The following is an 11511-nucleotide window of genomic DNA, read 5'->3' as shown; positions in this document are numbered from 1 at the left end:
AAGGGGACCGTGTGGTCCCCTTTTTCATGACAATACGCGTTGCGTGCTTACACGCTGATCTTGCCGCCCAGCAACTTGATGAAGGCCGCGATCCAGGCCGGATGCGCGGGCCAGGCCGGAGCCGTGACCAAATTGCCGTCCACCACCGCGTTGGTGAAGGTTTCGTTGGTGTCGGCCCAGGTGGCTCCGGCGTCCACCACATCCGGCTTGACCGCCGGGTACGCAGTGCAGGTGCAGTTTTTCAGAATTCCGGCGGAAACCAGGATCTGCGGGCCGTGGCAGACCGCCGCGATGGGTTTTTCAGCCGCGTTGAATTCGCGCACGATTTCCAGCAGCCTGGGGTTCAGGCGCAGGTATTCCGGCGCGCGGCCGCCGGGCACCACCAGGCCCGCGTAGTCGGCGGTGTTGACCTTGTCGAAGTCGTAGTTGATGACGAAATTGTGGCCGCGCTTTTCAGTGTAGGTCTGGTCGCCCTCAAAGTCATGGATGGCGGTCTTCACCGTGTCGCCGGGCTTTTTGCCGGGGCAGACGGCGTGCACTTCATAGCCCACCATCTGGAGCATCTGAAAGGGCACCATCACTTCGTAATCTTCCACAAAATCTCCGGCCAGCAACAGAATCTTTTTCATTGTCTTTACTCCTTGGGCATGCCCCGACAGGGGCCGCCCCACATGGCCCCGGCGGGGCCCGGTTGACGGGTTCGCGGCAACAGAGGGGGATATGCCGCCCTTGCCTTGCCGATACGCATTCTTATATATGCAGGCAAAGCCCGTCGGCAAGCCCCCACTGCGGGGTTACACGGGCGGAAATTCCTGCTGCTGGAGGATTCTCATGCCCATGTACGACTTTCTCTGCACTGCCTGCGGAGAAAAATTCGAGGAACTGGTCGCCGGAGACGGCGCGTCGCCTGCCTGCCCCAAGTGCGGCTCCAATGCCACCGAGCGCCAGATGAGCGTTCCGAGCCCCCTGAAAACCGGGGCTTTTCCCTTCAAGCCCGGCCCGGTGCGCCCCATGGGCGGGGGTATGCCCTCCTGCGGCGCATCCGCCGGAACGGGCGGCTGCGGCGGCAGCGGCGGTTTTTCCTGAGGCAGTTGACCGCAATCCGTGAGATTGCTTCGCACAAAGGCCCTCGCACACGCGGGGGCCTTTCAAGCTGATAACAAACCCCGCTTGCGCGGTGTTTGCACCGCCATCGGCTCTCGTTTTCAGGAAAACTTGCCGGGCGGAAAGGCACAAAAATCAGTCGCTCACGGCACGGCAAAGCCGTGACCTGCTCCTGATTTTTGGCCGCGTTGACAAAGTCAACGCTCCGAAAGCACCCCACGCACGCGGGGCCTTTCTTGCATTCCCCCGGCCCTTGCTCTACACTTCCCGAATATCTTTTGCAGCAGGAGAAACTATGCTCCGCAGTATGACCGGATTCGGACGCTGTCTGGTGGAAAACGCCAACCTCACCCAGCAATGGGAGGTTAAAAGCGTCAATGGCCGCCACCTGGACCTCAAGTGGCGCTTGCCCGTGGCCGTGCGCAGCCTGGAGCCGCGCCTGGAAAAAGTGGTCCGGCGCTTCGCCTCGCGCGGCCGGGTGGACATCAGCCTGATCCTGCAATACGCGGCCGGTTCCGCGCCCAGCCCACGTTTCGACAGCCTGCAGGCCGCAGCCATGCTGGAGAGCCTGCACGCCCTGGCCGCCTCGCGCGGCGAGGACTTCGCGCCCGACTACAACGCCCTGCTGCAGATATCCTCTCTGTGGGGCGACACCGGCGAAGAGCTGGATGAAAACGTCGTCGCCCTGCTGGAGGAAGGTCTGGCCCTGGCTCTGGAAGATTGGAATGAAGCCCGCGCCACCGAAGGCCGGGCCCTGGCCACGGACATGCACTCCCGCATTCTGCGCATGCAGGAATGGACCGGCCTTATCGCCGAACGGGCCCCGGTCATCAAGGAGGAGCGGGCCAATACGCTGCGTGAGCGCCTGGGCGAGGTTCTGGCCCAGAGCGGACAGGAGCTGGAGGAAACCCGCCTGCTTCAGGAAGTGGTCATTCTGGCCGACCGCCTGGACGTCAGCGAGGAGCTGACCCGCCTGAACACCCATCTGGAACGCCTGGGCAATCTGCTGCAAAGCGGCGGCGACGCCGGGCGGAGGTTGGATTTCACCCTGCAGGAATGCTTCCGCGAGATCAACACCTGCGGCAACAAGCTGCCGGACGTGCAACTTTCCCGCCTGGTGGTGGATTTCAAAAACGAACTGGAAAAATGCCGCGAGCAGGTCCAGAACCTGGAATGATCCCATGCCCGGCGACAGACTCATTAACATAGGTTTCGGCAATTACGTGCTGGCCGGACGGGTGGTGGGCATTGTCAGCCCGTCCTCGTCGCCCATGAAGCGCCTGCGCGAGGACGCGCGGGCCGAGGGGCGGCTCATTGACGCCACCCAAGGGCGCAAGACGCGCTCCATTCTGGTGACGGATTCCAACCATGTGATCCTCTCCTCCATCCAGCCCGAAACCATCAGCCAGCGTTTTACGCAGGAGGAAGGGGCCTGATGCGGCGTGAAGGCATTGCCCTGGTTCTGAGCGCTCCGTCCGGAGCGGGCAAGACCACCTTGATCAAGCGGCTTCTGGCGGAATTTTCTCATTTCGGCTACTCGGTATCCTGCACCACACGTCAGCCGCGCCAGGGGGAAGTGCACGGCAAGGATTATCTTTTTCTGAGCCGGGAGGATTTTGAAAGCCGCCGGGCGCGGAACTATTTCGCGGAGTGGGCCGAGGTGCACGGCAATTTCTACGGTACGCCCCTGGAGCCGGTGAAGGACATGTTGCGCCAGGGCCAGGACGTACTTTTCGACATTGACGTGCAGGGCGCGGCCCAGCTCAAGCTGACGCTCGACGAGGCCGTCTTTGTCTTCATCCTGCCGCCGAGCATGGCGGAACTGGAACGCCGCCTGCGCGGGCGCGGCCTGGACGACGAGGCCACTATTGAACGCCGCCTGAACAACGCCCGCCGGGAGATTCTCGAGGCCCGCTGGTACGACGCCCTGGTGGTCAACGACGACCTGGACGCGGCCTATGACGCCCTGCGGGCTGTCTATCTGGCCGCCGCCATGGCTCCGGCCCGCAATCCCCGGCTGGTGGAAGAACTGCTCGCGCGCTGAATCCCGCAAACGCCCCGTCACAACAAGGAAGACAATGGCCCAGCTTATCGTCGCTCTGGATCTGCCCCGCAAGGATGCGGCCCTCTCCCTGGCCCGTGATCTGCAAGGCCTGGCGCCCTGGTGCAAGGTGGGCATGGAGTTGTTCACCCTGGCCGGGCCTTCCCTGCTGGAATCACTCAAGAGCCTGGGCTTCCGGGTTTTTCTTGATCTGAAGTTTTACGACATCCCGCATACCGTGGGCCAGGCCGTCAAGGCCGCCGCCGCGGTGGGCGTGGATCTGCTGACCCTGCACTGCCAGGGCGGCGAGCGCATGTGCCGCGAGGCCCGCGCGGCCGTGGACGGCCTGGCGGCGGACAGCCCCGCGCGCCCCCTGCTTTTCGGCGTCACGGTGCTGACCAGCTTCGCGGAGGGCGAAATGCCCGGCATTGCCGCCGCCCCGGCGGATTTCGCCTTGAGCCTGGCGGCCGGGGCCGCCGCCTGGGGCCTGGACGGCGTGGTCTGTTCCGGCCTGGAAGCCGCGCGGATCAAAACGGCCTCGCCCGGCCTGCTTTGCCTCTGTCCCGGCATCCGCCCGGCCGGGGCCGCCGCCGGCGATCAGCGCCGGGTCATGACCCCGGCCAGGGCCGTTGCCGCCGGAGCGGACTTTCTGGTGGTCGGCAGGCCCATTCTTGAAGCGCCGTCCCCGGCCAAGGCCGCGCGGCGCATCCTGGCGGAAATGGACGCCGCCGGGTAATTTACTGATTTCTATGGAAATCAGTCACCATCGGCCTTGCGGCCGATGCACCGCCACAGGTGATTTTGCGGTAAAATGTAAAAATTTACCGCGTAGATCCGTAAGGAAACATTATGCCCGAAGAACAAGCCTCCGCCCCTCAAAACCCGGCGCTCAGCGCCCCCCGGCCCGCCGCCTCCAGAGCTGCCGTTGCCGAAACCAACAAGGCCGAGGTGCGCGGGGTGTTTTCCACCCAGGAAATCCGCCGGGTGGGCACAGGCACCACCACCCGCAAAACCGTGCAGAAAACCTTCTGGTTCATTGAGCAGCACGGCGACGTCATCGAGTGCCAGCCGCTCAATCCCAATTACGTGCCCAGCGGCCCCAAGCGCAAGATCACCATGGACGAGCTGATCAGCAAATTCGCGCCGGAACCGGAGTTCTACCTCAATTCCGTCTATCCCAAGATGCAGGAATTGCAACGTTCCGTGGACAACGGGGACAACCACCGCGAAAAAGGCGAAAATTTCGCCGCCGAATACGAATATTCCCGCGCGCTCAAGGTGGACGAGGAAAACGTGCGGGCCAACTTCGGCATCGGCCTGACCTATATGGAACGCGGCGACGCGGAAAAGGCCCAGGATATTTTCGAGCGCCTGGTCAAGTTGGACGGCGCGTTCGAGCCCGAGCACAAGCATCTTTTCAATGAATTCGGCATTAATCTGCGCAAGAACAAGATGCTGCAACAGTCCGTGGAGTATTATGAGCGCGCCCTGCAACTCTCGCAGAGCGATGAAAACCTGTACATGAACATGGCCCGCGCGCTCCTGGAAACCAAGGACATCAACGGCTGCATCGACAATCTGCTCAAAGCCCTGGAAATCGCTCCCAAGCATGAGCCTTCGCTGAAATTCCTGGCCTGGATGATTCAAAAAAATCTGGTGCCGGAAGAGCGTCAGGAAGCCGTGCGTAAGGCTTTGCGCGCCGTGGCCCAGGCGGCCCAGGCCGCTCCGGCGCAGGACCAGGCTTCGTGAAAAACTGGCAGTTCCGCGAAGGGCCGCCCGGCACGCCGCCCTCCGGCTGGGCCGAGCAGCTTTCCATTTCGCCGCTCCTGCTGGAAATCCTCTGGAAGCGAGGCCTGACAGAGGCCGAGGCCATGGAGGATTTTCTGTCGGCGCGTCTGAACGCGCTCACGCCGCCCTCCTGCTGGCCCCAGATTCCGCAGGCCGCCGAACTGCTGGCCCAGGAACTGTTGTCCGGCAAAAAGCTGGCTGTCTGGGGCGACTACGACGTGGACGGCATCACGGCCTCCACCCTGACCCTGGATGTCCTGGAAGCCCACGGCATCATGGCCGGGCACCATCTGCCCGACCGCCGCAGCGAGGGTTACGGCCTGAACATCCCCCAGATCGAACTCCTGGCCGCGCAAGGCTACGGCATTCTGCTGACCGTGGACTGCGGCATTTCGGACCTGGAAGCCGTGCGCCGCGCGCGGGAGCTGGGCATGACCGTGGTCATTTCCGACCACCATCTGCCCCCGGCGGAACTGCCCCCGGCCCAGGCCATCTGCAACCCCCGCCTGGACGAGGCCGAGGCTTCGCCCTGCCCGCATCTGGCCGGGGTGGGCGTGGCTTTTTATCTCATGGCCGCCGTCAACGCGGCTCTGGCCCCGCATACGGACAAGCGCTACAAAATGGACGAGGCCCTGGATCTGGTGGCTCTGGGCACCCTGGCCGACGTCATGCGCCTGACCGGCGAGAACCGCATTCTGGTACGCGGCGGCCTGGGCAAACTGGCCAAAGCCGCACGCCCCGGCATGGCGGCCCTCAAGGTGGTCAGCGGTTTTGACGCGGCCGCCTCCCTGAGCAGCGGGCAGGTCGTTTTTCGTCTGGCCCCGCGCATCAACGCCGCCGGGCGCATGGGACAGGCGGAGCTGGCCCTGCAGCTGCTGCGCGAAAAGGATTACGCGGCCGCCGCGCGCCTGGCCGCGCAACTGGACGCCCTGAACACCGAACGCCGGGCCGAGGAGGAGCGTATCCACGCCGCGGCCCGCGTCCAGGCCGAGAAGCAGCTTTCGCGCGGACCGCGCGCAAGCCTTGTGCTCTACGGCCAGGACTGGCACCCCGGCATTGTGGGCATTGTGGCTTCACGCATTGTGGATGAATTTTACCGCCCCACCATCATTCTCTGTGAGGATCAGGGCAACCTCAAGGGCTCGGGCCGCTCGGTGCGCGAATTCGACCTGCATTCGGGCCTCGCGGCCACGGCCCCCTGCCTGCTGGGCTTCGGCGGGCACCGCTTGGCCGCCGGAGTGCGCCTGGAGCCGCAACGCCTGGAAGAATTCCGCGAGCGCTTCGACGCCGTGGCCGCCGAAGCGCTGGGGCCGGAGCCGCTCCGCCCCACCCTGACTCTGGAATGCGAGCTGGATTTCGCCCGTGCCGGTGAACAGTGCTTTTTAAAAGAGCTGGAGCTTCTGCAACCCTTCGGACCGGGCAATGCCGAACCGGTATTCGCCTCGCCGCCCCTGCTGGTCAAGGAGCGCTCCTTTCTGGGACACAGCCGCGAGCATGTGCTGCTGCGCGTTCAGGACCAGAAAAGCGGCGTCACCCTGTCGGCCAAAGCCTGGCGTATGGCCGAGGCTCTGCCGCCTTCCCTGGTGGGTCAGACCATCCGCCTGGCCTACACGCCCCGCCTGGATACCTATAACGGCATCGTCTCCGTGGATCTGGGCGTCAAGGACTGGCAGCCCGTGTAACACGGCGGCGGAATGACTCACTGAAAGCTGAACACGGGCAAAGCCCGGCGCTGAATCATAGCGACAGCCGCGCAACAATATCCTTGTTATATAAATACTTCTCTTCAGACGCGGCAGGATTCAGGGCAACAAGCGGGATATCTCTTTCATGTAAAGATCCGTGCGTCCGTGAAGCATCGGTCGTGATGCATTCACCCTCCACTTCTCCAAATGCGCTGTCTTTTCCCGAAAAAAGCACATAATCTCCAATTCGTCCCGCAGGGAGATGATAAATTTCTGCCGCTTCCTCTTTAGGTAAGACCTGTTCGACATGGTGGTGATTTTTCGCAAAATCAAAAAATGCGGCGGCCTGACTTTTATCTTTTAAAAACACATACAGCATCCCGCCTTCCTGGTAGATATGATTTTCAACATAGCGATCCTTTAACGGCGGCAGACAATACACAGCAAATCCAGCCCGCTCCGCTATGCTCTGAAAATTGACGATAGTTGACTTCTGATTCATGCCGTGATCGGCCGTGATATAAATCTGCCTGCCGGGATCAAGGGTACAGATTTTTTCCACATATTCGTCAATCGCGGCAATTTGCGCGACCGCCTCTTTGTGCCCCGGCGCATAATGGTGAAAGATGTAGTCATTTGTCGTGCAATACACCATGTCGGGATCAGCGATTTTTATACACTGATACGCCGCCTTTATGATCCATTGCGTGCTTTCACCGCTCTGTATGGCGGGCGGCATGTCCAGGCCGTACTGCTCAAGCTGCCCGCGATCCGGTGTCTGGGCGCTGATGCCGATGTCCGCGCCGTCGCCATAGACTCCGAGAATTTTGCCCTTTACCGTCAAAAGGGCGGTTTTGCCGCCCGCTTCCTTACAACGCTGCAAGATCGTGGGCGCTTTCATATAGCCCCGTTCTTCTATAAATCCTTCCCGCCCTGTTTCAGGATTGTAGAAATAATTGCCCACCACGCCGGTTTCTTCCGGCCATTTTCCCGACAAAATGCAGGCATGATTGACATTGGTCACGGACGGCACGGCGCATAGAATGCGCTTCGCAAAACCAGTCTTCTTTGCCAGCCGGAAGATATGAGGCGCTGTTTTTTCCGTAAAATATTCTGGAGCGCAACCGTCAATGACAAGTATCAGCACTTTTTCCATACCCCGGCTCCTTTCACTTTTTTCTCATTTTTATAACGAAACGGAATACTATGCCATAGAGCCGACCATGAATTTCAGTCTATCTTACGCACCTTCCGCAACAGGATAAAATTTTATTCCCTTGCGTATCAGGGCACGGACGCCCCGGCCCGCAGGGGCCGTCAACGTGATCACCGGCGGTTTTACCGCCGGTGATCACGTCTCGTGCTGTTGGAAAGGCCGCGCAGCCTTCGGCAAAACATTCAATACGGAATAACGCGACGCCCCGTTCTGCTTACGTTGCGCTGCCCAGCATTTCCCGCAGCAACGGCCCCACTTCGCCGGGCTTTGCGGCCACCCCGGCCCCGGCCCTGAGCAGAGCGGCCGTTTTGCCCTTCACTGTGCCGTGCCCGTGGCTGGCAATGGCCCCGGCATGCCCCATACGCTTGCCCTCGGGCGCGGTGCGCCCGCCCATGAAGACGACCAGGGGTTTGCTGAACACCCCGGCTTCCACGGCCTCGGCCACCTCCTCTTCCATGCTGCCGCCCAGCTCGCCGATGACCACCAGGGCATGCGTGTCCGGATCTTCCTGGTACATGGGCAACAGCTCGGCGAAGCGGGTGCCGGGCACCGGGTCGCCGCCCACGCCCACCAGGGTGGTGACCCCGAAGCCGCCCTTGATGATCTCGGCGGTCACTTCATTGGTCAGGGAACCGCTGCGGGTCATGACCCCCACATGGCCTTTTTTATACACGCTGTCGATCCAGTAGGGGATGATCCCCAGCAGGGCCTCGCCCACGGAAATGATGCCCGTGGTATTGCCCCCCACCACCATGGCCCCGCAGGAAAGGGCCGCTTTGCGGATCTGCACGCTTTCGTGCAGGGGAATGCCGTCGGCCGTGGCGCAGATTTTGCGGATGCCCGCGTCCAGGGCCTCGAAAATGGCGTCCTTGGTGAAACGCGGCGGCACGAAGAGCATGGCCACGTCGGCGGGATGCTCCCGCATGCCCCGACGCACGCTGTGGTATACCGGCACTCCGGCCACATCCTGCCCTTCCTTGCCCGGCGTGACCCCGAAGACCACCTGGGTGCCCATTTCCTTCATGTGCCTGGTCCAGAACGAACCTTCCTTGCCCGTAACGCCCTGGACCGCCACCCGGCTGTCCTTATTGACGAAAATGCTCATTATGCCCTCCCCGCCGCCAGATCCACGGCTTTGCACACGGCTTCCTCAGTATCGTACAGATTGGCGAGACCGGCCTGTTTCAGGGTTTCAAACGCCTCCGCCTCATTGGTGCCGCGAATGCGCAGCACCACGGGCACCTTGGGATGCAGCTTTTTGATGGCCTCCACCACGCCCTCGGCCATGACGTCGGCCCGCGCGATGGTGCCGAAGGTGACCACCAGAATCACCTTGCTGGGCGTTTCAAGGCAGAGCTCCATGGCCCGCACGGCCCGCGTGTAGTTGGCCCCGCCGAAGTCCACGTAGGTGGCCACGCTGCCGCCCTCGTCGTGAATGAGGTCGAAAACCGTGGTGGTCAGGCCGGAGCCAGCGCACATCAGCGCAATGTCGCCGTCGAAGCGCAGATAGGGGATGCCTTCCCGGGCCGCCTCGAACTCCACGTCCGAATCGAAATAATCGCGGCTCAGAGGATAGCGCGGCTGCCTGGGCAGGGAATTATCGTCGATGATCAATTTGCCGTCCCCGGCCACGGCCTGCCCGTCTCTGGTGATGAAGAGCGGATTGATTTCGGCCAGTTGGGCGTCACAGGCGCGGAAAACCTTGTACAGTCCGCGCGCCGCCGCGCCGACCTGTTTGGCTTCCTCGCCTGAAAGCCCCATGCCGTAGATCAGATTGTTCACATGATAGCCGCCGAGCCCCTCGGCCATGTCCACGTGCACGCGAACGATCTTTTCCGGCTGCGTGGCGGCCAGGCTTTCAATATCCACGCCCCCCTCGGCGCAGCCCATGAGCAGCGCCGTGCCCGTAACCGGGTCCACGGTAATGGACAAATATATTTCACGGGCGATATCCACGGCCTGCTCCACCAGAAGCATGCGCACGTTGTGCGCGGAAGCGAACAGTTCCCCGGCTTCCCTTTTGCCTGTTTCCGCATCACCGACCATCCTGATCAGCCCGGCCTTGCCGCGCCCGCCCCGTAACACCTGGGATTTGAGCACGCAGGGAAAACCCGTTTCAGCAAAAGCCGCGTCCAGTTCTTCCACGGACCGTACAAGCACTCCCCTAGGCGTGGTTATGCCGCATTCCCGGAAGGCTTCCTTGGCCTGGTATTCAAAAAGATTCATAACCGCTCCTTTTTCAGAAAATCCAATCCGGCATGCGAGGGCTTATTTGCCGTGCTTCTTCCAGAATTCGCCCCACATTTCCTCGTCCGTGAAACCCCAGGGAGATACCGGCTCATTGACCCAGGTCACATTGATAAACTGTTTCCAGTGGACGTTTTCCGTGGTGATGTTACCGCCCCAAGTGCCGCAGCCCAGAGTGGCCGTGGACGGCATGCGGTTGAAGGGATGCCCGCCGTTGCCCGCGCTCATGGGCTGGCGCACGGTCACACGCGAGGTTTTCATGTGCGTGCCGAGATAGTCGATGTAATCCCGCCTCCAGGTATGGATGCCGCAGGAATGGCCCCGCCCCACCCTGCTGGTCAGTTCCGTGAGAATACGGTAGGCGTCCTGGAAGTCAGCGGCCTTGTAGATGGTGAGCACCGGCGAAATTTTCTCGTCGTGGAACTTGTCCTGGGCAATGGGCTCCCGGCCTTCCACCAGCAGAATGTCCGTGCCGTCGGGGATACTGATGCCCGCGCCGTCGGCGATAACTTGGGCGGACTTGGCAATAACGCCCGGGTTGAGGGCAAGCTTGCCCTTGGCATTGACCTTCCACATATGGTTCCGGAGTGTTTCCCGGTTCGCGCCGCTCACCAGATGGCAGCCGTGGGCCAGCATTTCCTCCATGAACCGCTCGTAGACGTCCGCCACGGCAATGACCGCGTTCTCGGAGGAACAGGACGTGGCGTAGTCAAAGAGTTTGCTGGCGCAGATCATTTCGGCGGCTTCCACAAGGTCCGCGTCCTCGGCCACAATGGCCACCGCGTTGCCCTGGCCCACGCCGTAAGCCGGGGTGCCGCTGGAATAGGCCGCCCGCACCACGGCCCCGCTGCCCGTGGCCACCACCAGATCCGAGGCTTTCATCAGTTCCGCGATGCCGTCGCGGCCGGAATCCTCCAGAATCTGGATCAGATCCTCGGGAGCGCCCACCTTTTTGAGCCCTTCGCGCATCATCCTGACGGTTTCCGCGGTGCAGTGGAGCGCGCGGGAACTGGCCTTGAAGATGACCGCGTTGCGCCCCTTGAGAATGCCCACGGCCTTGCCGCCGCAGGTGGCCGTGGGGTTGGTGGCCGGCAGAATAGCGCAGACCACGCCCACGGGCTTGGCGTATTTCGAGATGCCGCTGGCTTCGTCCCGCTCCATAAGCCCCACGCTGACCGCGCCTTTCACGTCGTGCATGACGCCGCCGACCTTGCGCTTGTGTTTGAGAATCTTGCTTTCCACATTGCCGTAGCCGGTTTCCTCCACCGCCATGCGGGCCAGTTTTGCGATATTGTCGTCGCGGTACACTTCCCAGCCGACGGCCAGGCAGACCTCGTCGATCTGCTTCTGCGTATATTCGGCCACGGCCTCCTGAGCCCTGCGGGCCAGTTCCATCTGCTCAGCGACTGTTTTCATAAGAATCTCCCTGG

Annotated in this window: 12 protein-coding genes; 7 read left to right on the top strand and 5 right to left on the bottom strand. The window is 62.1% G+C overall.

Annotated elements, in window-relative coordinates; all coding sequences use genetic code 11:
* Window positions 1–47 precede the first annotated feature (47 nt).
* Window positions 48–629 (bottom strand): DJ-1/PfpI family protein, encoded by a 582-nt coding sequence (locus tag HMPREF0326_RS08230; protein WP_008684680.1) that lies wholly within the window; start codon window positions 627–629, stop codon window positions 48–50.
* A 202-nt stretch (window positions 630–831) separates the two neighbouring features.
* Between HMPREF0326_RS08230 and HMPREF0326_RS08225 the strand changes: the two genes are divergently transcribed.
* The 7 genes from HMPREF0326_RS08225 to recJ all read left to right on the top strand — a co-directional run bounded on the left by HMPREF0326_RS08225 (window position 832) and on the right by recJ (window position 6615).
* Window positions 832–1086 carry an FmdB family zinc ribbon protein gene (locus HMPREF0326_RS08225; RefSeq protein ID WP_008684681.1) on the top strand — a complete coding sequence of 85 codons (255 nt, stop codon included), beginning with the start codon at window positions 832–834 and terminating at the stop codon, window positions 1084–1086.
* Window positions 1087–1399: 313 nt separating this feature from the next.
* Complete coding sequence (locus HMPREF0326_RS08220; RefSeq protein WP_008684685.1) at window positions 1400–2281, top strand: YicC/YloC family endoribonuclease; 882 nt, start codon at window positions 1400–1402, stop codon at window positions 2279–2281.
* A gap of 4 nt (window positions 2282–2285) precedes the next feature.
* Window positions 2286–2540, top strand: a complete 255-nt coding sequence (locus HMPREF0326_RS08215) for a DUF370 domain-containing protein (protein WP_008684688.1) — start codon at window positions 2286–2288, stop codon at window positions 2538–2540.
* Window positions 2540–3148: a guanylate kinase gene (gene gmk, locus HMPREF0326_RS08210; protein WP_008684690.1), complete on the top strand. Its 609-nt coding sequence runs from the start codon at window positions 2540–2542 to the stop codon at window positions 3146–3148. The genes HMPREF0326_RS08215 and gmk overlap by 1 nt, the downstream gene beginning before the upstream one ends.
* A gap of 34 nt (window positions 3149–3182) precedes the next feature.
* Window positions 3183–3881: an orotidine-5'-phosphate decarboxylase gene (gene pyrF, locus HMPREF0326_RS08205; RefSeq protein ID WP_009301830.1), complete on the top strand. Its 699-nt coding sequence runs from the start codon at window positions 3183–3185 to the stop codon at window positions 3879–3881.
* A 113-nt stretch (window positions 3882–3994) separates the two neighbouring features.
* Window positions 3995–4894, top strand: a complete 900-nt coding sequence (locus HMPREF0326_RS08200) for a tetratricopeptide repeat protein (RefSeq protein WP_008684697.1) — start codon at window positions 3995–3997, stop codon at window positions 4892–4894.
* Entirely contained in the window at window positions 4891–6615 is a 1725-nt protein-coding gene (gene recJ, locus HMPREF0326_RS08195; protein WP_008684700.1) for a single-stranded-DNA-specific exonuclease RecJ, read from the top strand. Before HMPREF0326_RS08200 ends, recJ begins: the two co-directional genes overlap by 4 nt.
* Window positions 6616–6670: 55 nt before the next feature.
* On the opposite strand, the gene HMPREF0326_RS08190 is transcribed toward recJ, so the two are convergent.
* The 4 genes from HMPREF0326_RS08190 to HMPREF0326_RS08175 all read right to left on the bottom strand — a co-directional run bounded on the left by HMPREF0326_RS08190 (window position 6671) and on the right by HMPREF0326_RS08175 (window position 11497).
* On the bottom strand, window positions 6671–7774 hold the full coding sequence (locus tag HMPREF0326_RS08190) for an alkaline phosphatase family protein (protein WP_008684701.1): 1104 nt from the start codon (window positions 7772–7774) through the stop codon (window positions 6671–6673).
* 274 nt (window positions 7775–8048) lie between these two features.
* Window positions 8049–8939: a succinate--CoA ligase subunit alpha gene (locus tag HMPREF0326_RS08185; protein WP_008684703.1), complete on the bottom strand. Its 891-nt coding sequence runs from the start codon at window positions 8937–8939 to the stop codon at window positions 8049–8051.
* On the bottom strand, window positions 8939–10060 hold the full coding sequence (locus HMPREF0326_RS08180; protein ID WP_008684708.1) for an ATP-grasp domain-containing protein: 1122 nt from the start codon (window positions 10058–10060) through the stop codon (window positions 8939–8941). Before HMPREF0326_RS08180 ends, HMPREF0326_RS08185 begins: the two co-directional genes overlap by 1 nt.
* A gap of 42 nt (window positions 10061–10102) precedes the next feature.
* A complete protein-coding gene (locus HMPREF0326_RS08175) occupies window positions 10103–11497 on the bottom strand; it encodes an aldehyde dehydrogenase family protein (RefSeq protein ID WP_009301836.1) in 1395 nt (464 codons plus the stop codon).
* Between the last annotated feature and the right edge of the window lie 14 nt (window positions 11498–11511).

The organism is Desulfovibrio sp. 3_1_syn3 (genome assembly GCF_000145315.2).
Taxonomy (GTDB): Bacteria; Desulfobacterota; Desulfovibrionia; order Desulfovibrionales; family Desulfovibrionaceae; genus Desulfovibrio; species Desulfovibrio fairfieldensis.
This window is presented reverse-complemented; position numbering and strand designations above follow the sequence as displayed.